General features: G+C 35.1%; 21 protein-coding genes and 1 pseudogene. 21 read left to right on the plus strand and 1 reads right to left on the minus strand.

Annotation, left to right across the window (positions count from 1 at the left end):
• Positions 1-69: 69 nt before the first annotated feature.
• The 12 genes from AN960_RS20445 (at position 70) to AN960_RS20500 (ending at position 10,577) form a co-directional block, all read left to right on the plus strand.
• Positions 70-1,569, plus strand: coding sequence for a 4-hydroxyphenylacetate 3-hydroxylase family protein (locus AN960_RS20445; RefSeq protein WP_056475573.1), 1,500 nt, complete (start codon positions 70-72; stop codon positions 1,567-1,569).
• Positions 1,570-1,628: 59 nt separating this feature from the next.
• Positions 1,629-2,375, plus strand: a complete 747-nt coding sequence (locus AN960_RS20450; RefSeq protein WP_056475576.1) for an IclR family transcriptional regulator — start codon at positions 1,629-1,631, stop codon at positions 2,373-2,375.
• Positions 2,376-2,427: 52 nt separating this feature from the next.
• The gene (locus AN960_RS20455) at positions 2,428-2,967 is read left to right on the plus strand and encodes a 3-hydroxyanthranilate 3,4-dioxygenase (protein WP_056475668.1); all 540 of its coding nucleotides are present in this window, start codon (positions 2,428-2,430) and stop codon (positions 2,965-2,967) included.
• Positions 2,952-3,989, plus strand: coding sequence for an amidohydrolase family protein (locus tag AN960_RS20460; RefSeq protein WP_172795444.1), 1,038 nt, complete (start codon positions 2,952-2,954; stop codon positions 3,987-3,989). Before AN960_RS20455 ends, AN960_RS20460 begins: the two co-directional genes overlap by 16 nt.
• Positions 3,958-4,419: a RidA family protein gene (locus tag AN960_RS20465; RefSeq protein WP_056475578.1), complete on the plus strand. Its 462-nt coding sequence runs from the start codon at positions 3,958-3,960 to the stop codon at positions 4,417-4,419. Before AN960_RS20460 ends, AN960_RS20465 begins: the two co-directional genes overlap by 32 nt.
• A 56-nt stretch (positions 4,420-4,475) precedes the next feature.
• Positions 4,476-5,948: an aldehyde dehydrogenase gene (locus tag AN960_RS20470; protein ID WP_056475581.1), complete on the plus strand. Its 1,473-nt coding sequence runs from the start codon at positions 4,476-4,478 to the stop codon at positions 5,946-5,948.
• 30 nt (positions 5,949-5,978) lie between these two features.
• Positions 5,979-6,755 (plus strand): 2-keto-4-pentenoate hydratase, encoded by a 777-nt coding sequence (locus tag AN960_RS20475; RefSeq protein WP_056475674.1) that lies wholly within the window; start codon positions 5,979-5,981, stop codon positions 6,753-6,755.
• A 14-nt stretch (positions 6,756-6,769) separates the two neighbouring features.
• Positions 6,770-7,651 carry an acetaldehyde dehydrogenase (acetylating) gene (locus AN960_RS20480; RefSeq protein WP_056475584.1) on the plus strand — a complete coding sequence of 294 codons (882 nt, stop codon included), beginning with the start codon at positions 6,770-6,772 and terminating at the stop codon, positions 7,649-7,651.
• A 30-nt stretch (positions 7,652-7,681) separates the two neighbouring features.
• A complete protein-coding gene (gene dmpG, locus AN960_RS20485; protein ID WP_056475586.1) occupies positions 7,682-8,701 on the plus strand; it encodes a 4-hydroxy-2-oxovalerate aldolase in 1,020 nt (339 codons plus the stop codon).
• 15 nt (positions 8,702-8,716) lie between these two features.
• Positions 8,717-9,487, plus strand: a complete 771-nt coding sequence (locus tag AN960_RS20490) for a 2-keto-4-pentenoate hydratase (RefSeq protein WP_056475588.1) — start codon at positions 8,717-8,719, stop codon at positions 9,485-9,487.
• A gap of 6 nt (positions 9,488-9,493) precedes the next feature.
• Positions 9,494-9,676, plus strand: a complete 183-nt coding sequence (locus tag AN960_RS20495) for a tautomerase family protein (protein WP_056475592.1) — start codon at positions 9,494-9,496, stop codon at positions 9,674-9,676.
• Between the two features lie 181 nt (positions 9,677-9,857).
• The gene (locus AN960_RS20500; protein ID WP_082459611.1) at positions 9,858-10,577 is read left to right on the plus strand and encodes a YwiC-like family protein; all 720 of its coding nucleotides are present in this window, start codon (positions 9,858-9,860) and stop codon (positions 10,575-10,577) included.
• 77 nt (positions 10,578-10,654) lie between these two features.
• On the opposite strand, the pseudogene AN960_RS20505 reads toward AN960_RS20500, so the two are convergent.
• Positions 10,655-11,398: pseudogene (locus AN960_RS20505) on the minus strand (Mrp/NBP35 family ATP-binding protein); the annotation flags it as partial.
• 189 nt (positions 11,399-11,587) lie between these two features.
• On the opposite strand from AN960_RS20505, the gene AN960_RS20510 reads away from it, so the two are divergent.
• From AN960_RS20510 to AN960_RS20550, 9 genes are all read left to right on the plus strand, one after another.
• Positions 11,588-12,766 (plus strand): MFS transporter, encoded by a 1,179-nt coding sequence (locus AN960_RS20510; protein ID WP_216600088.1) that lies wholly within the window; start codon positions 11,588-11,590, stop codon positions 12,764-12,766.
• Positions 12,763-14,889: a formate dehydrogenase subunit alpha gene (fdhF, locus tag AN960_RS20515; protein WP_056475599.1), complete on the plus strand. Its 2,127-nt coding sequence runs from the start codon at positions 12,763-12,765 to the stop codon at positions 14,887-14,889. Before AN960_RS20510 ends, fdhF begins: the two co-directional genes overlap by 4 nt.
• 7 nt (positions 14,890-14,896) lie before the next feature.
• Positions 14,897-15,451, plus strand: coding sequence for a 4Fe-4S dicluster domain-containing protein (locus tag AN960_RS20520; RefSeq protein ID WP_502692558.1), 555 nt, complete (start codon positions 14,897-14,899; stop codon positions 15,449-15,451).
• Between the two features lie 33 nt (positions 15,452-15,484).
• Positions 15,485-16,018: a QcrA and Rieske domain-containing protein gene (locus tag AN960_RS20525; RefSeq protein ID WP_056475604.1), complete on the plus strand. Its 534-nt coding sequence runs from the start codon at positions 15,485-15,487 to the stop codon at positions 16,016-16,018.
• Positions 16,008-16,202 carry a hypothetical protein gene (locus tag AN960_RS20530; protein WP_056475607.1) on the plus strand — a complete coding sequence of 65 codons (195 nt, stop codon included), beginning with the start codon at positions 16,008-16,010 and terminating at the stop codon, positions 16,200-16,202. Before AN960_RS20525 ends, AN960_RS20530 begins: the two co-directional genes overlap by 11 nt.
• Positions 16,203-16,580: 378 nt before the next feature.
• The gene (locus AN960_RS20535) at positions 16,581-16,985 is read left to right on the plus strand and encodes a barstar family protein (RefSeq protein WP_056475610.1); all 405 of its coding nucleotides are present in this window, start codon (positions 16,581-16,583) and stop codon (positions 16,983-16,985) included.
• 140 nt (positions 16,986-17,125) lie between these two features.
• On the plus strand, positions 17,126-17,560 hold the full coding sequence (locus AN960_RS20540; protein WP_056475612.1) for a GNAT family N-acetyltransferase: 435 nt from the start codon (positions 17,126-17,128) through the stop codon (positions 17,558-17,560).
• A gap of 181 nt (positions 17,561-17,741) precedes the next feature.
• Entirely contained in the window at positions 17,742-17,999 is a 258-nt protein-coding gene (locus AN960_RS20545; RefSeq protein WP_056475615.1) for a hypothetical protein, read from the plus strand.
• 43 nt (positions 18,000-18,042) lie between these two features.
• Complete coding sequence (locus AN960_RS20550; RefSeq protein WP_056475618.1) at positions 18,043-18,345, plus strand: hypothetical protein; 303 nt, start codon at positions 18,043-18,045, stop codon at positions 18,343-18,345.
• Positions 18,346-18,693 lie beyond the last annotated feature (348 nt).

Raw genomic sequence — 18,693 nt, forward strand, 5'->3', positions numbered from 1 at the left:
AAAATTTCCGAATTCGATTTAAAAAACAAAGTTTAAAAAAATTACATATCGGAGTGGAGGAATTATTAAATGGGTATTCGTACAGGAGCGCAATATATTGATGGACTAAAATCTAGAAAGCCAGACGTATGGTTAGGTGGAGAAAAGGTAGAAGATATCGTAAACCATCCAGTTTTCAAACAACCGATTCTAGAGATTGCAAAATTATATGATATGCAGTTCGATCCAGCTTATCAAGAAAAAATCACACATATTTGTGAAGAAACTGGTGAGCGAATTTCTAATGCATTTTTAGTGCCTAAGTCATCTGAGGATATTAAGAAGCGTGGAGATTTATTCGAAGCATATGCAAAGTCAACATTTGGTTTAATGGGAAGAACACCAGATTTCTTGAACATTGTCTTAACTTCAATGGCAAGTAATTCATGGTTTTTAGATAAATATAATCCAGAGTGGTCAAAAAATGTCCAAAATTATTTCAAATTTGTTCGTGATAACGACGTCTTCTTAACGCACGCAATTATTAATCCACAAAATGATCGCAGTAAGCCATCTTATGAACAAAAAGATCTATTTACACATTTAGGTGCTGTTGAAGAAACGGTTGATGGATTAGTTGTTAGAGGGGCTAAAATGCTTGCAACATTAGCACCAATTACAGATGAAGTCATTATTTATTCATTCCCTGGATTCCACGAAGGTGATGAGCGATATGCTTTAGCATTTGCACTTCCGATTGACACGCCGGGATTAAAAATTTTATGTAGAGAGCAAATGCAAGATGGTAAAAGATCATTTTTTGATCATCCATTAGCATCTAGATTCGAAGAGATGGATGCTGTCCTTGTATTTGAAGATGTGTTAATCCCTTGGAATCGTGTATTTATTCATAATAATGTTGAAGCTGCAAATAATCTATATCCCAAAACAGGTATTGCACAACAGCCTGCTCATCAGTCTGGCGTAAGAGGCTACGTAAAATTAGCTTTTGCAGTAGAGGTAGCTTGCAAATTAGCTGATTCAATTGGAGTAGATGTTTATTTAAATGTCCAAAATGACTTAGGTGAACTACTACAATCAGTTGAAACAATTCGTGCTTTACTTCGAGTTTCTGAAACAGAGTATGAGACATTACCTTCAGGCGAAGTAAGACCGGCATGGGAACCACTTGAGACAATTCGTGGCTTGCTTCCAACTATGTACCCAAGAGCAATTGAAGTGATTCAAACAATTGGTGCAGGTGGTTTATTAATGTCACCAACAGAAGCAGACTTTGAACATCCGGAGCTAAGAGATGCAATGGATAAATACTATGTTGGACGTGAAGGAGTATCCTCTTTAGAACGAATTCAATTATTCAAACTTGCATGGGATTTATGTGGAGAAGCTTTTGGACAAAGAGCTCTTCAATATGAAAGATATTATACTGGTGATCCAATTCGAAAAAGAGCAATTTACTATAACCAAATGAAACGCAAGAAAACATTTAGTATGGTAGACGATGCATTAAACGGAGCAAAAAACTTAAAAGGAGTATCGACTAATCTAGCGAATTCTAAAGTTAACTGATTAATTTTAGAAAGCAGGGATTTTATGAAATTTTTTAGTATCAAAGAGGAGGGGATCTAGTGATCTCTTCAGTTCAAAAGATTTCTAGAATATTAGATTGCTTTACAGAAGAAGAACCAGTCCTAGGAAATTTAGAAATAGCTGAAAAGTTAAATATGAATGCAAGCTCGGTCCATCATTTAGTTCGAACTCTTTGTGCTGAAGGAATTTTAATTCAGGATAGTAAGAAAAAGTATCGACTTGGTTGGAAGCTGCTTGAATGGAGTAATCACGTTATGTATCAACAAGACATATATAGTGAAGCCATTCCATTATTAGAAAATCTACTAAAAAATTATGATAGTACCGTTCATATCGGAATGTTTGATAAAGGGGACGTAAGATTTGTCTTAAAAGTTTCATCAAAACATTCGATACCTGTCCCGACATTTATAGGTGCTAAACGACCTGCATATTGTACGAGTACTGGTAAAATTCTATTATCATATAATCCAGCATATTTAAAAACAACGATTGAAAAAGGCTTTAAAGCTTATACAACAAATACAATTACGAATATTGATGCATTAAAAAAAGAAATGACTGCGATTAAAGAGAATGGTTATAGCATTAGCAACAATGAAAATGATCTAGGATTATTCGGAATTGCAGCTCCAATTCAAACATATACTGGTCAAACTTTTGCAGCATTAAATATGGTTGGACCGGTTTCGTATATGATGAGCCAAGACATTGGTCGAATGATTCAGGATGTTGTGAAAACTGCTAAAACAGTCTCAAATCAGCTTGGTTATATTAATGCATAATGATAGCGCTTACTTAAGTTTAAATAAAAATGAATTAATTGGAGGATTAGAGATGAATCTTAAAAGTCGAGTTTTTAATATTTTCAAATTGATTGAGGATAATAAAGAGCTATTAAAACCACCAGTTAATAATAAGGTTATTTGGGAAGATTCGGAGTATGCTGCGATGATCATTGGAGGACCAAATAAACGTAGAGACTTCCATATCGATCCTGCAGATGAATTTTTCTATCAAATTAAAGGCAATTGCTATGTTGAGTGTATTACGCCAGATGGTAAGCGAGAAGTTGTAACAGTTGGAGAAGGTGAAATTTTTATGCTTCCTTCTTTTGTTCCACATTCACCTCATAGAGTAAAAGATTCATATGGAATTGTGCTTGAACGAAAAAGGGCAGAAGGTGAATTAGAAAGCTTTGTTTGGTTCTGTGATGAGTGTAATGAAGAAATGCATAAAACGACCGTTCAATTAACGGATATTGGTACACAAGTAAAAGAAGCGATTGAACAATTCAATGCTAGCCTTGAATTAAGAACATGTAAAAACTGTGGTCATGTCATGAAAGAGGAAGCGGATGAATGGGTATGCGTATAGACTTTCATACACACATCATTCCTGAGGATTTACCGGATTTTTTTGAAAAATATGGTCATGAAAGATGGCCAATTTTACAACCGACATGTTCATGTGGTGCCAATATTATGGTTGCAGGAAAAGTATTTAGGGAAGTAACTGATCAAGTTTGGAGTCCTGAAAAGAGAATTGAGGACATGAATAATGAAGATGTAACAATGCAAGTGCTGTCGCCAATTCCAGTTACATTTTCGTATTGGGCACCAGCTCCAGCAGCATTGGAAATGGCTCAAATTCAAAATGATTTCATTGCAAATACAGTTAAAAAGAACCCTACAAAATTTATTGGATTAGGGACAGTACCAATGCAGAACGCCGAAGTAGCTATCAGGGAAATGGATCGCTGTATTCATACACTTGGATTAAGCGGATTGGAAATTGGTACAAATGTAAATGGAATAAATTTAGACAGTGATGAGTTTAGTCCATTTTTTGAAATGGCTGAAAGATGGAATGTCCCATTGTTTATTCATCCGTGGGAAACATTAGCGAAGGATCGTACTCCAGATCATAACTTTATGTACACGGTTGGAATGCCGAGTGAAACAGCTTTAGCTGCTGCTAGCTTAACATTTGGTGGTGTGATTGAAAAATATCCAAAATTAAAGATTTGTTTTGCACATGGCGGTGGTTCATTCCCATTTATTCTGCCTAGATTAGATCAAGGATGGAAGGTATGGCCGCATTTGCGAAAAACTGCCTATCCACCAAGTCATTATGTAAGTAATTTTTATTTTGATTCACTTCACTATGATCCTATCAATATTCAATTTTTAATTAACCGATTTGGTTATGACAAAATTGTGATGGGCTCGGATTATCCTTTCTTATTAAGGGAAACGCCACCTGGAAGAGTCATTAATCAAATGGATATTAATAAAGAAATGAAAGAGGCTATTTTAGGCAAAAATGCCCTGAAATTTTTAAATATTAAGGAGGCAGATTTACTTCATGGAAAACAAAGTATTGACTCCAGAAGATAGATTAATCAGTTTAGGTTATGCACTTAAAGCAATAAGACCGGCTTCAGGTAATTATGTAAAATCTGTTCGTACTGGTAATCTACTATTTACATCTGGTCAAGGTGTAGATGAATACCATGGAAAAGTTGGACGAGAGTTAACGCTCGAGGAAGGGTATGCTGCTTCAAGAGAGTCAATGTTAAATTTAATCAGTGTCTTAAAGTACGAATTAGGTGAACTTTCGAAAGTAAAACGAATTGTAAAAATATTAGGCTTCGTAAATAGTACAGAAGATTTCTATGATCATCCGAAAGTGATGAATGGAGCTTCTGACCTTTTAGTAGAAGTGTTTGGTGAAAGAGGAAAACATGCTAGGTCGGCTGTTGGGATGGCACAGCTTCCACATAATACAGCGATCGAAATTGAAATGGTTGTAGAAATAGAGGATTGAAAAATTTGGTGGCACTCGTGTCACCTTTTATTCTATTAGAATGGTAGGTGCCTATTATGCAAGTTACAGAGAAGAAAAATAAAACATTACCGATCGATTGTAAGCATTTTATTGATGGACAATCTATTCCTTCTTTTAATCAAAAAACATTTTTAAATATTAATCCTGCAACTGAAGAAGTGTTAGGTTCTGTTTCTGAAGGTGGGGAGTTAGAAATTGATTTAGCAGTAAAAGCAGCAAAACGAGCGCTAAAAGGTGAGTGGAAACAATTTACTAGCAATCAAAGAGCGGCAGTATTAAGAAAAATCGGAGACGGAATATTAGCTCGAAAAGAAGAATTAGCAGCTTTAGAGGCAATGGATTCTGGAAAGCCATATGAACTTGCTTTAGAAGTTGATATTACTAGATCGGCTCACAATTTTTATTTTTTCGCTGATTATATTACAACTTTAAGCTCTGAGTCTCATATGCAAGATCAAACTGCCTTACATTATACATATCGTAGGCCTGTTGGTGTAGTCGGAATGATTAACCCATGGAATCTTCCTTTATTACTATTAACATGGAAGCTTGCACCTTGTTTAGCGGCTGGCAATACAGCGGTTATGAAGCCGGCAGAATGGACACCAATGACAGCTACAGTTTTAGCTGAAATTTGTAAAGATGCAGGCGTACCTGACGGAGTTGTGAATGTTGTACACGGATTTGGAGCAAATGCGGCGGGCTCAGCTTTAACAGAGCACAGCGATGTTGATGCAATCACATTTACTGGTGAAACAAAAACAGGTACAGCAATTATGAAGGCGGCAGCTCCAACGTTAAAAAAATTATCGTTTGAGCTTGGAGGAAAAAATCCAAACATTATCTTTGCTGATTCTGATTTAGACGAAGTGATTGAAACAACTTTAAAATCATCTTTTATGAATCAAGGAGAAGTTTGTTTATGTGGATCTAGAATTTATGTTCAGAGATCAATCTTTGATGAATTTATTGATAAATTTGTCGCGAAAACAAAGGAATTAAAAATTGGCGATCCGTTTGAAGAAGGCACAAAAGTGGGTGCGGTAATTAGTAAAGAACATTTCGAAAAAGTATTATCTTATATCGAGATTGCAAAAGAAGAAGGCGGAACTATTTTAACGGGTGGCAGTAGACCAGCATCAATTGAAAAAGGATGCTTTATCTCACCGACAATCATTACAGGATTAAACCGTGATTCTAGATGTGTAAGAGAAGAAATATTTGGTCCAGTCGTAACAGTTATGCCTTTTGATTCGGAAGAAGAAGTGATTGAATGGGCAAATGATACTCATTATGGCTTAGGAGCTACAATTTGGACAAATGATTTACGCAGAGCTCACCGTGTTGCTCATCAAATTGAAGCTGGAATTATTTGGGTGAACACTTGGTATTTAAGAGATTTACGTACACCATTTGGAGGAATGAAGCAAAGCGGTTTAGGGCGCGAGGGTGGAATTCATAGCTTTGAGTTTTATAGTGAATTATCGAATATCACGATTAAATTATAAGAATTAAAAAGGGGGCTAAAGAAAGTGAAGATTACTAGTGTAGACGAGCTTACGATTCTGCTACAAGAAGCAGAAGAGAGTGGAGTAAGTATAAAAGCTTTAACTGAGATTTTTCCTGGATTAACTGAAAAAGAAGCCTATCAAATTCAATTAACAAATGTTGAAGAAAAATTGAAAAAAGGGCAGAAAATTATCGGTAAAAAAATTGGCTTAACTTCAATTGCTATGCAGGAGTTATTAGGAGTAGATGAACCAGATTACGGTCACTTACTAACAGATATGAATATTCCTAATTTCGGTGAAGTTCAAGTTGCAAATATGATTTTACCAAAAGTAGAAGCTGAAATTGCATTTGTCTTAAAAAAGGATTTAATCGGGCCAAATATTACATTTGAGGATGTAGTTAATGCAACAGATTATATTGTACCTGCATTAGAGGTAGTTGATAGTAGAATCGAAAATTGGAAAATTCGATTAGAGGATACAGTAGCTGATAACGCTTCATCATGCTTATTTGTTCTTGGCAATGAGCGTTTTGATGTAAAGGAAATTGACTTACCGAATGTTGCGATGGAATTATATCGTAATGAAGAATTGATGAATTCAGGTAAGGGAGAAGCAGTGCTAGGAAACCCAATTCATTGTGTAGCATGGTTAGCCAATAAATTAAGTGAATTTGGAATCTCGCTAAATGCAGGAGAAATTATTTTATCAGGAGCTTTGTCAGCTGCAATTAATGCAAATGCTGGGGACTTATTTACTGCGAAGTTTCCATTACTAGGTGAAGTCTCGATTTCATTTAAATAAATGAGGTGGTAATTATGAATAAATTAAAAGTCGGAATCATTGGTTCGGGGAATATTGGAACAGATTTAATGATGAAATTACAGAATAATCCATTTCTAGAATTAACAACGATGATCGGAATTGATCCAGAATCTGATGGGTTAAACCGTGCGAAGGAATTAGGAGTTGAAGTAATCGATAATGGTATTCAAGGTTTCATTGAACGAAAAGAACTGGCTGATTTATTGTTTGATGCGACTTCTGCAAAAGCTCATTTTCATCATGCAAAAGTACTTGGTGAATTAAAGAAGCGCGTGATCGATTTAACGCCAGCGGCAATTGGGCCGTTTGTCGTACCACCTGTCAATTTAGGTTCACATATAGTCGAAAGGAATGTCAATTTAATAACATGTGGTGGGCAAGCAACAATCCCAATCGTTCATGCGGTAGGTCAAATTGCCGAAGTTGAGTACGCAGAAATCGTTGCAACAATTAGCTCAAGAAGTGCCGGTCCTGGTACACGTGCTAATATCGACGAGTTTACTGTAACAACGGCTAGAGGACTTGAAGAGATTGGTGGAGCTAAAAAAGGAAAAGCAATCATTATTTTAAATCCAGCAGAACCGCCAATTATGATGAGAGATACAGTTTATTGTAAAGTTACGAATGAAGATTTTAACCATGAAAGCATGATTCATTCCGTTAAACAAATGGTGAAAAAGGTTCAAGCGTATGTTCCAGGATACCGTTTAAGAATGGATCCAATCATAGATGGTTCAACTATAACTGTATATTTAGAAGTTCAAGGATCAGGGGACTACTTACCTAGCTATGCAGGAAACTTAGATATTATGACTGCATCAGCAGTAAGAGTAGCAGAAGAGATTGCACAATATGAAGTTGTAAAAACTGTTTAAAAAAGTGCTTAAAGAAAGTGAGGGAGTGCAATGTTTGGAAAAGAAGTCATTGTAACTGAAGTAGCACTTCGAGATGGAAGTCATGCAATTGCTCATTCATATACAGTAAATCAAGTCGTTCGAATTGCGAAGGCTCTTGATGATGCAAAAATGCCTTTTATTGAAGTATCACATGGAGATGGTTTAGGTGGTTCTTCATTACAATATGGTTTATCAACAACGAATGAATTTGAATTGATCGAAGCAGCGGTAAATTCATGTAATCATTCAAAGATTGCTGTCTTACTATTACCTGGTATTGGAACAGTAAATGAATTAAAAACGGCAGCAAAAATCGGAGCAAAAATGGCTCGTATAGCTACACATGTTACTGAAGCTGATGTTTCGAAACAACATATATCTATGTCTAAAGAGCTTGGATTAGAAACTGTTGGTTTTTTAATGATGTCCCATATGGCACCAGTTGAAAAATTAGTAGAACAAGCCAAATTGATGGAAAGTTATGGTGCGGACGTTGTATATATGGTTGACTCTGCAGGTGCGTTTCTTCCACATGAAGTAAAAGACCGTATTGCTGCTTTACGAGGGTCCCTTGATATTGAAGTTGGATTCCATGCACATAATAATCTTTCTCTAGCGATGGCAAATACACTAGTAGCGATTGAAGAAGGAGCTACTAGAATTGATGGCAGCGTACGTTGCTTAGGTGCTGGAGCAGGAAATACACAAACTGAAGTGTTAATTGGAGTGTTAGAACGATTAGGAATCAAGACAGGAATTGATTTCTATAAAATGATGGACTTAGCAGAGGAAATCGTTGCGCCAATTCTTCAAACACCACAAGAGATTACAAAAGGTAGTCTAATTTTAGGCTATGCAGGAGTGTATTCTAGTTTTCTATTACATGCTAATCGAGCAGCTAAAAAATGGAATGTTGATGCAAGAGATATCTTAATTGAATTAGGAAAACAAAAAGTAGTCGGTGGGCAAGAGGATATGATTCAAGAAGTTGCTTGTATGTTAGCAAATAAAAAATTGTCTGTTTTTTGAGAGGAGACGGGTTTTATGATAACTGAAATCGCGAATAAAATATATATGCACCAAAAAAACGGTCTAGAAATGGATAAAATTACGATTGAACATCCAGAATTAAACGTTAATAATGCTTATGAAATTCAAAAATTAAGTATTGATAATGCGATTAAAAATGGTGATCCATTAATTGGTTGGAAAATGGGACTAACAAGTATTGCTAAACAAAAATCTGTTAATGTTGACGAGCCGATTTATGGACGCTTAACAAAATCGATGGAATTAGAAGAAAAAGAATTAAAGATGGAAGGTTTAATCCATCCGAGGGTTGAGCCAGAAATAGCATTTATGATCAACAAGCCATTATTTGGACAGGATGTAACAGCAAAAGATGTATGGGAAGCAACTGAGTATATTGTACCTGCATTAGAAGTAATTGATAGTCGATATAAAAATTTCTCATTTACGCTAACAGATGTAGTAGCAGATAATGCATCTTCATCAAAATTTATTATTGGTAAACAACAATATTCACCTACATATACTTCTTGGGATGAAGTTAATGTTGAATTATACAAAAATGGCGTAAAAGTACAAAGTGGTGTAAGTTCTGATGTACTAGATCATCCAGTAGAATCCGTCGTAAAGTTGGTGCAGATGCTAAGTAAAAACGGCGAACAAATTGAACCAGGGATGATTATCTTAACGGGTGGAATTACAGAAGCGATCCATGTTGAAGAGGGCGATAGTGTAGAAGCACGATTTGATGGAATCGAGACAATGGAACTACAGGTAACGAGGTAATACAATATGCCAATCATTCAAATTCAATTGATTGAAGGAAGAAGTCCAGAATTAAAAAAGCAATTAATGAGAGAAATTAATGAAGTTGTATGTCGTACATTGGATGTTCAGCCAGCACAAGTAAGAATTTTAATAAACGAATTCGAAAAAGAAAATTGGTCCGTTGGTGGAGTTGCAAAGGATGAGTAAAAAAGTCCCTTTTTTAAGGGGCTTTTTTCTTGTTGGGAATAGTTTTATATTTTAGGCTCTATTAAAGTAAATGGGGCTTTATGAAATTCTCAAACATAAAAAGGATAGTGAACTTAATCACAGAAAACCCATAATCGTTTGAGTATGATGTAAGAATAATAAGGAAAGTGGGTGCTATATTGTGAAAATAGTAGTTCCAAACCAACACGGTGCTTGGGCAATGCTTTTAATTCCATATATACTTGGAGTTGCCGCAAGTTCATTTCGTTTAATTCATATCCCTTTATTTATAGGCTGGTTTTTTCTATACCTTGCTGCCTATCCATTAATTATGGTGATCAAAGGAAAACAAGTGTCATTTTATTTTTATTGGGCGTTAGGTTATTTTTTCATTTCATTCGTATTTTTAGCACTCGTTATGTTTGCTGAATGGAGATTGATATACTTCGGTCTAGCTATGCTTCCATTCTTTCTATTAAACATATATTTCGTTAAGAGAAAAAACGAACGAGCCTTTACGAATGACATGGTTGCGATTGGTGTTTTTTGTATAGGTGGATTGGCTAGTTTTTATATAGGGAAGGGGGCACTTACAAGCGAAGGCTGGAGTGTAGCACTCTTCGTATTTTTGTTCTTTTTAGGTAGTACATTTTTTGTGAAATCAATGATTCGAGAAAAAAAGAATAAGAGATTTCGTTGGTATTCGTGGGGATACCATTTTATCGTTCTATTATTTATTTTTACTTTAAAAGAGTCTTGGCTTTGGATTCTCCCTTTTGCTCCTAGTTTGATAAGAGCAATTTCTTTGTACAATAAAAAACTTACTATTATGCAATTAGGGATCATTGAGATTATCAATTCTGTCATATTCTTAGTGGTAACTAGTTTTCTGTTTTTGTAGATTCTGCCCATTTTTACTGCAAAGTATCAATATACAAAAGCGACTTCAGCTAAGTGAAGTCGCTATTTTAGTATAGTTCAATCTCTTATAACAGCATTTAGAGCGTTAAATTTCAGATTAATAGTTGTAGCTAACTCTTTATAATGATGAAATAAACTAGTTTTCTCATCGTATATGGACGGAGTAGGTGAATTCTCGATAACTTCCTCAATCGGAAGTTTGGCAAGTACTTCGGTTCCTAATCGATCGGCTAATAAATCGCCACCTCCTTTTCCGAATATGTAGTACTTCTCAGAACGATCTATAGGTTGGAAATAAGACATATTTTCAACTACTCCAAGAATTTCATGATTTGCTTTTTGGGCCATCGTACCTGCTCTCTCGGCGACAATTGATGCTGTTTGATGAGGGGTGGTGACAATGATTTCCTTACTTTGAGGAATGGTGTGATGCATATCAAGTGCAATATCACCGGTCCCTGGAGGCATATCTAGAATGCAATAGTCTAATTCTCCCCAAATGACATCTTTACTGAAATGCTCAACCATTTTTCCTAACATAGGGCCTCTCCAAACGACTGGATCGTTGTTTTTGATGAAAAAACCCATCGAAATAATTTTTACTCCGTGTGACTCCACAGGGATGATTTTTCCGTTAAAGGTTTTTGGACTGATGTCGATTTCCATCATTTTAGGAATGCTAAATCCATAAATATCTAAGTCAATTAAAGCAACTCTTTTTCCTTGTCTCGCAAGTGAAACTGCAAGATTTGCCGCTACAGTTGACTTACCAACCCCACCTTTTCCACTTGTTATAGCGATTACATTACCTGATAACATGTTCACACCTCTTTTTAAATTTTAAGGGTCTATTGTGTGATGTACTTCACAGTCTTGGATACAGTCTTTCTGTACAATTATGACAAAGAAGAAGACTTCATCATGTACCCAATTTTATCAATTTATCAGGCACTTCGATGTTAAAAAAGTCACATGGAGGTTGAACATGAGATGAGAAAATCCCTCGAGCGCTCATTTTACTCGAAAATCAGTATGTATTCATTTTTTATTATTTTGCTTCTACTCTTTACAACGTGGGTTGGAACAGACCGATTTTTACACTTCGATATGGCATTAATGGGCTATTTTATTTCTTCGCTCATTTTTGCTGTAGGCTTAACGATCAGGATGTCTGCATGGCTTATCAGGCCGGCAACACATCAAGTTATAAGGCGTAGTTTGAAAAATTTAAAAGAAAATTCTCGAAAAAAACGTAATCTAATATCGATCACCAAGACAGCGCTAGAAAATATTTTCTTACAGAAATTTATCTTTAAAAGGGGTATTTACAGAGGTGTACAGCATTTACTAATTTCTTGGGGATGCATTGGTTCCTTTGCAATCACCTTTGGTTTGACATTTGGCTGGATGCACTTTGAGCTCGTTGATCCAAATACATACACGATTGTCGTTATGGGTGTAGATACAATTACAATGGCAGCACACGGTATATTCGCTGAAATGGTTTACAACGGGTTAAACATTACAGCTAGTATGGTTCTTGTTGGTGTCATCATGGCAATCGTAAGAAGAATTATGAGTCAAGATGTGAAGGTGACACAACGAGCTGAATTTGATTTATTACCTTTATATTTACTACTAGCTGTAACCGTGACAGGACTTCTATTAACTGTTTCATATGTACTTTTAGATGGTTGGATGCATCATTACTTAACACTTATTCACCAATTGACAGTCGTAATTTTACTGATCTATTTTCCATTCGGAAAGCTATTTCATTTACCGATCCGTCCATTAGCAACAGCAGTTCCAATGAACTATCAACAAGAACTTAGGGTAGATACGAGGCCATGTAAAAGATGTGGGACACCCTATAGTTCTGATGATCAAATTAGCGATGTAAAAGATATATTATCTGCCCAAAGCTTTGATTTACAACTTGAAGATAGAAGTTATCTCTCAGACTATTGTTTACCATGTCGAAGAAGAATTAGGGTCATGAAGCAACTAAATTCAGAGCCACATCTTAAAAGCAGTGATCCAATCTCTACATTAAATGGAATTCAAATGTCTGGTTTTAGCAAAAAGAGATCTGATGACTATTATCATTTTCCAGAGGAAGTTCAAAAAGATATTAATCAATATAACAAAGGGGATCGTGAAGAATGAGCCAATACATCGTCAAAGAAGGTGTTAAAAACCTTCAAAAACCAGGAGAAAAATTAATTACTACTCATTGTTGTTATTGTGGAATGCAGTGTGGAATGCATATACGTGTGAATGAGAAATCAGGAAAGATAGTTGGGGTAGAGCCGAGATATGACTGGCCAGTTACAAGAGGAAAAATGTGTCCAAAAGGAGTAACAGCATACCAAACTGTTGAGCACGATGAACGAATCCTTACACCACTTATTAAGAAAAACGGTGAATTTGTTAAAGCTACTTGGAAAGAAGCACTAGACCTGATAGAAGAAAACTTTAAACGGATCCAAAAAGAAAGTGGGAGAGATGCTTTATCTGTTTTTGGTGGGGTATCTATGACGAATGAAAAGTGCTATTTGGTAGGTAAATATGCGAGGGTTGGTCTCGGTACAAGGTTTATCGATTACAATGGTCGATTCTGTATGAGCTCAGCTGCAGGTGGATTCCTTAAGACACTCGGAACCGATAGAGGTTCAACCCTACCGTGGCCAGAATTAGAACATACCGATTGTTTCTTTATAGCAGGTTCAAATACCGCTGAGTGTCATCCTACAAGCATTCAATGGTTGTGGAGAGCAAAGGACAAGGGAGCTAAACTGATTGTGGCAGATCCGAGAGAGACTCCAACGGCACGTGTTGCAGATGTACATTTAGATCTTAAGCCAGGTACAGACTCTGCATTGGCGAACGGAATGCTTCATCTACTCATTAAAAATGGCTATGTAGATCAAGACTATGTAAATGAAAGATGTAATAATTTTGAAGAACTAAAGAAAACAGTTGAAAAGTTTACACCCGAATATACTTCAAAGATAACAGGCGTGTCGGTTGGAAAAATTGTGAAAGCTGCTCATATTTATGGATTATCCCAAAAATCAGTTGTTATGTTTGCACGAGGTGTTGAGCAACAGTCAAAAGGTGTAGATAATGTTTCGCTTTATACATCGATGGCACTGCTCAGGGGACAAATAGGTAAATTTGCTTCGGGGGTTGCAACTTTTACTGGACAGGGAAATGGTCAAGGAGGAAGAGAACACGGGCAAAAAGCCGACCTTTTACCAGGATATAGGAAGCTAACAGATCCAGAAGCGGTGAAGTATGTATCAAAAGTATGGGGAATCGATCCGAGCGAAATGCCAAAGCCTGGTGTTTCTGCATATGAAATGTTCGATGAAATTCAAAAAGGTACTATTCGTGGTATGCATGTTATTTGCAGTAACCCTGCAGTTTCAGCTCCGAATCTTGAACATATTTGGAACGGGTTTAGGAAGCTTGATTTCTTAGTTGTCAGTGATTTCTTCTTATCTGAAACAGCGGAGTTTGCTGATGTAGTATTACCTGCGACTACTTGGGCAGAGGACGAAGGAACAACGACCAACCTCGAAGGCCGAGTGATTCGAATCCGTAAAGTACGTGAACCTTTAGGTGAGTCAAAGCCAGATTGGGAGATTGTTAGCTTAATTGCAGAACGAATGGGCAAAGGTAAATATTTTCCATATAAAAATGCTGAAGAAGTTTTTGAAGAGTTTCGCATTGCCACTAAAGGTGGGAAAGCAGATTATTACGGAATAACATGGGATCGAATTGATAAAGAAGACGGGGTGTTTTGGCCATGTCCTTCTGAAGACCATCCGGGAACTCCAACGATGTTTATTGACAAGTTTGGAACGCCAGATGGTAAAGCTAACCTCCCAAGTGTTGAATGGAAAGAAGCAGGTGAAACTCCAACGAAGGAGTATCCTCTGTTCTTAACGACAGGAAGGGTAGTGTTTCACTATTTATCTGGTGCTCAAACAAGAAGAGTCAAATTTCTTATGGAACAATGTCCAGAGCCATTTGCTGAGATGCATCCAGCACTTGCAAGTCAATATGGATTGGAGAATGGCGACCTTGTAAAGTTGATCACACCGCGCTCCCATATGCTTGTAAAAACGAAATTAACAAAAGCTACGAGAAGAGATACGGTGTTTGTTCCATATCATTGGGGAAAAGAATTAGCGGTCAATCAATTAACCAATCCATGTTTAGATCCGATTTCGAGAATGCCAGAATTTAAAGTATGCTCACTGAAGATTGAGAAATATAAATAACTTTTGAATGGAGTCGGGATCGATGAATAAAATCATGTATTTAGAATTTGAGCGATGTATTGGATGTCGTTCTTGTCAAGCGGCTTGCCGAGAATGCGGTGATCATGACGCAAAAGAAAGAAACTATGTAGAATATGTTGATTTCATGGAAAGTCGACAGACCTATCCGATGCTTTGTATGCAATGTAAAGATCCAGCTTGTGCACGAGTTTGTCCCGCGAATGCCATTCAAATAACTGAAGAAGGTGTAGTTCTTTCAGCTATGGAAGAGAAATGTATAGGATGTAGGAATTGTACTTTTGGATGCCCGTTCGGTATTCCTAAGTTCGATTTTGAAGAAAATAAAATGTACAAATGTGACATGTGCTACGATCGCTCAAAATACGATATTGCACCAATGTGTGCTTCTGTATGTCCTAGTGATGCGATTCGTTTTATTGACTTTGATGAAATGCAGCTGTTGCGTAGAAGAAGATCTCAGATGAATCTCGTTGAAGGGAAAAAACCACAAGAAGGAAATAAGTGGGAATACGTTCCGGAATTCTTTGGAGTATATACGTAAATAAGTTCATATTAGGCGAAAGGAGACGGACTTATGCCTCAAGATAATAAAAGTAAACGAAATATAAAAGAAACAAATGATGATATGATTAACTTAATCGATAACTTAAACAGAAATGAAGATTTAAAATTAAACAGAAGATCTTTTCTGAAATCTGTTGTAGGTGCTTCTGTTGCTCTTGGATTAGCAACTGTTCCATTTTCAGCTATTGCCCTTAATAACAAGAAAGAGGATTTAAATAGACAAAAGATTATCAGATTGAAAGACTTACCAAAAGATAGTTCAATAAACTTTAACTATCCAACTGCCGATGAACCTGCAATACTAGTACACACAAAAGATGGTAATCTAAAAGCTTATAATAATAAATGTACTCATCTACAATGTCCTGTTTTTTATGATAAGGAAGAATCAAAGCTATTGTGTCCTTGTCACCGCGGATTCTTTAGCGTGGACAATGGTCAGCCTCTAGCTGGCCCACCTCAGCGTGAATTACCACTGATTGAATTAGAAGTAATCGATGGGGTTGTTTACGCAGTCGGAAGGAAAGTTCGTCATGGTGCGTAAAAAATATTGGATAATCATATTTATTACCTTAATTGTTAACGTAGTGATGCTTCAATGGACAATTGAGTCTTTTTATGGAGAAAAATATGAATCTGTTAAGCTATATACTGTTATAGGAGTTCTTTCTTCTATCGTTTGCTTTCTTACTTACTTAAAATGGAGAAAGAAAGAATATCAGAAATAATGAAGGTTAATAGATTGATTTGATGAAGAGATTGATGATGAATGAAATGAACGATTTTTAGAAGAAAACCCGCAAATAAATGAATTTTCTTTGCGGGTTTTTACGTTTCAATATATTTTTTCTTTATCGCATCAGTTAATTTTATAACTCATTAATATCAGAAATGAATTTTTGATATTTCAATAGATTTAATGGAAATCCGCGAGCATCATTTAACAATAAAAGGTATTCAAGAATTTAGGTTAATCATTTGAACAAGAATCTTTAATTCCTTATTGAACAAGCTCGGAGGATAGTTTAATAAGAAAAAGGGAAATAGATTTAAAAGTTGAATTGTTTTAAAAAAGACTATTTAAAATCTAGTTAGGAGTTTTCTAAATGATAAAGAATAAAATTTATAAAATAACATCACAAGAAATAAATGAAATAAAAGAAGAAATGATATATGATCCTTCTTTATTTCTAATTGAATTGGATGGAGAAAAAATCCACACCTGGGAGGAATATATCGACCAAATTGAGAGGGAATTTGAATTTCCTACAACTTGTATAGATAGTATGGACAGATACCTAGATTGGATAAGGGATTTAGATTGGATTGAAAAAGATAGTTTTGCAATAGTAATATACAACTATAATGATTTTTTAAATACAGAATTAGAGCTTAAGGATATAATAATTAATACATTTAAAGATACTATACTGCCTTTTTGGGAGGAAGAGGTCGAACGAGTTGTAGTTGAAGGTAAAGCTAAATCTTTTAAGGTTTATTTGGTTGAGTAAGAAATATCTTCCTATTAGTTATATAAATTTAAGCATTACTTCAAGTTAGCAGGAAGTAATGCTTTTTTAATTGAATAAGTGATATAGTTCTTCAATTCTATAAATTTTAAAAATATAAGAGTTAATCAAGGGGGAATATTATGCATCAATTATCAAGTATTAAGCATATGGAATCAAAAGATGAATTAGTAAAAGCTTTTAACCTTTTAAATCAATTGAGAACACACTTAACTTTAGAAAAATTTGAAGAACAATATAATCAAATGCATAAAGAAGGGTATCGTTTGATTGGTTTGGAAGTAAATGATGAGATTGTTGCAGTTGCAGGGATAAATATCTTATCAAACTTTTATAATAATAAATTTCTTTTCGTTTACGATTTGGTAACGAAAGAAACAGAAAGGTCAAAAGGATATGGTGAAGAATTAATGACGTACATTCATCGCTACGCACGCGAGCAAGAATGTTCACATGTAACATTAGAATCAGCTCTTCACAGAGTTGACGCTCATCGATTCTATGAGGAAAAAATGGGATACGATAAGTTTTGTTACTCATTCCGCTATACTCTATAAATAATGGAGATCATCCACCTTATGTAACAAACGTAGTGCGATTCTTCAATAACGAAGGATCGTTTTTCTTATACAGCTATATGGCAGATTAGTTGAATAGGATATGGTAATTTTTTCAAACGAAAAGCAAGGGATTAGTATGATAAAATTCAACTATTAAAACTATTTAGGGAGAAAAGTTGTGATTTTTGAAATATTATTTTTTGTATTTTTTATGTCTGCATCATTTCATTTTTATAGAAAGTACATATTAATTGGACATGGATGGAACTATTTTATCGGAGGAAATTCATTTATTGCAGGTTTTGGAATTATAAAAGACAATATTCCTGATGAAAAGAAATGGGTTTTTCATATCGTAACAATAGTAATAGGTTTATCGATTTTAGTTTTAGTTGAATTTTTAAGGAAAAAACATAAGAATAAAGTCATTAGTTAAGCTTTTCCCACCATTTATGAAGCAACAATCTTAGGAGAATATTTTGATAACTATCATGGGTCAATTTATAAACAGAATATTTAAAGACAGAATTAAACAAATAGCAATTATCCAAACTATGTTGATGATTCCAATGATGATGTATGTGGTTTATTCTTTTACATCGGATAACACTAATCATATATACGAAGGACTGTTTCATATTTCATTAGCAGCTATTTTTTTTTCAAATGTGATTAAGGAGAAAATTTTAAAAAAGAAAGAATCTAATGATCTTAATCTTTGGTTGATGAGTGCAATTATGTTTTTTATCATTGGAATTTTAGATTTATTTTTTGATATTTAAGTTGTTCTTGTTGAACTAACGCATGCATTAGGTAAAGAAAGGAAAATATTTATGGGGAAGATTTTCTCACGCTTAGTCCCGCTATTTATAATGATTTTTGTAACAATACTTAATTACAATTCTAAAGATTATCTATCAGCTGTATTTTGTTTCTCTATTGTCATTTGGCTAATATATTATTTTATTGTTGGAGAGAAAAAAGAAAATCGGGAAATTTAATCACTCTTTCATTTTATAACTGTTATATACTTAAAATCCTTATTCAACTAACGCATGCGTTCGTATTATAAGGTCATCCAGTTTTTACTGGTTGACCATTTTTCATATGGTCTTATTATTATGGTAGCC

This window comes from Bacillus sp. FJAT-25509, from assembly GCF_001420605.1.
In the GTDB taxonomy this organism is placed as follows: domain Bacteria; phylum Bacillota; class Bacilli; order Bacillales; family Bacillaceae_G; genus Gottfriedia.

Bases quoted from the DNA above. Each gene is read 5' to 3' on its own strand.
- AN960_RS20530 (WP_056475607.1), top strand. From the start codon at position 16,008: ATGGTGCGTAAAAAATATTGGATAATCATATTTATTACCTTAATTGTT.
- AN960_RS20490 (WP_056475588.1), top strand. From the start codon at position 8,717: ATGATAACTGAAATCGCGAATAAAATATATATGCACCAAAAAAACGGT.
- AN960_RS20465 (WP_056475578.1), top strand. From the start codon at position 3,958: ATGGAAAACAAAGTATTGACTCCAGAAGATAGATTAATCAGTTTAGGT.
- fdhF (WP_056475599.1), top strand. From the start codon at position 12,763: ATGAGCCAATACATCGTCAAAGAAGGTGTTAAAAACCTTCAAAAACCA.
- AN960_RS20535 (WP_056475610.1), top strand. From the start codon at position 16,581: ATGATAAAGAATAAAATTTATAAAATAACATCACAAGAAATAAATGAA.
- AN960_RS20540 (WP_056475612.1), top strand. From the start codon at position 17,126: ATGCATCAATTATCAAGTATTAAGCATATGGAATCAAAAGATGAATTA.
- AN960_RS20480 (WP_056475584.1), top strand. From the start codon at position 6,770: ATGAATAAATTAAAAGTCGGAATCATTGGTTCGGGGAATATTGGAACA.
- AN960_RS20455 (WP_056475668.1), top strand. From the start codon at position 2,428: ATGAATCTTAAAAGTCGAGTTTTTAATATTTTCAAATTGATTGAGGAT.
- dmpG (WP_056475586.1), top strand. From the start codon at position 7,682: ATGTTTGGAAAAGAAGTCATTGTAACTGAAGTAGCACTTCGAGATGGA.
- AN960_RS20445 (WP_056475573.1), top strand. From the start codon at position 70: ATGGGTATTCGTACAGGAGCGCAATATATTGATGGACTAAAATCTAGA.
- AN960_RS20495 (WP_056475592.1), top strand. From the start codon at position 9,494: ATGCCAATCATTCAAATTCAATTGATTGAAGGAAGAAGTCCAGAATTA.
- AN960_RS20520 (WP_502692558.1), top strand. From the start codon at position 14,897: ATGGAGTCGGGATCGATGAATAAAATCATGTATTTAGAATTTGAGCGA.
- AN960_RS20460 (WP_172795444.1), top strand. From the start codon at position 2,952: ATGGGTATGCGTATAGACTTTCATACACACATCATTCCTGAGGATTTA.
- AN960_RS20470 (WP_056475581.1), top strand. From the start codon at position 4,476: ATGCAAGTTACAGAGAAGAAAAATAAAACATTACCGATCGATTGTAAG.
- AN960_RS20510 (WP_216600088.1), top strand. From the start codon at position 11,588: ATGAGAAAATCCCTCGAGCGCTCATTTTACTCGAAAATCAGTATGTAT.
- AN960_RS20525 (WP_056475604.1), top strand. From the start codon at position 15,485: ATGCCTCAAGATAATAAAAGTAAACGAAATATAAAAGAAACAAATGAT.